Source organism: Muriicola sp. Z0-33, assembly GCF_026126425.1.
Taxonomy (GTDB): Bacteria; Bacteroidota; Bacteroidia; order Flavobacteriales; family Flavobacteriaceae; genus JAFMPW01.
On sequence record NZ_JAFMPW010000046.1, the window covers coordinates 1 to 346 of the forward strand.

Below are 346 nucleotides of genomic sequence, written 5' to 3' on the forward strand. Positions count from 1 at the left end.
GTCTACCAGTTCCGCCACCGAGGCATCTAACTATGTTTATTTCTTATTATTCGCAATTGTTCCTTTCCAATTCCCGACTTCCAGTACTTCTCTCTTTTTCGAGCTTCGATTCTACTGTTGTGTTTTTCAGTAAATATCAACTCGAACGGGGAATAAAATTTGGTCGTCTTTTCTCTTCCCTTATTATGTCTCTCAAGCCTTTCGACCACATTTATAGTAGTTCCAACATAAATATAGTTATGTTCTAAGCTTGATATGGCATATACCCAAACCATAATCCAAAATTTCAATCCAGCGCGCCTGCCTGCCGGCAGGCAGGTCTACCAGTTCCGCCACCGAGGCATCT

General features: G+C 41.9%; 1 protein-coding gene. It reads right to left on the reverse strand.

What is annotated here, in order from left to right:
* Positions 1-26: 26 nt before the first annotated feature.
* Complete coding sequence (locus tag J1G40_RS18300; RefSeq protein WP_265244108.1) at positions 27-275, reverse strand: GIY-YIG nuclease family protein; 249 nt, start codon at positions 273-275, stop codon at positions 27-29.
* Between the last annotated feature and the right edge of the window lie 71 nt (positions 276-346).

Bases quoted from the DNA above. Each gene is read 5' to 3' on its own strand.
- J1G40_RS18300 (WP_265244108.1), bottom strand. From the start codon at position 275: ATGGTTTGGGTATATGCCATATCAAGCTTAGAACATAACTATATTTAT.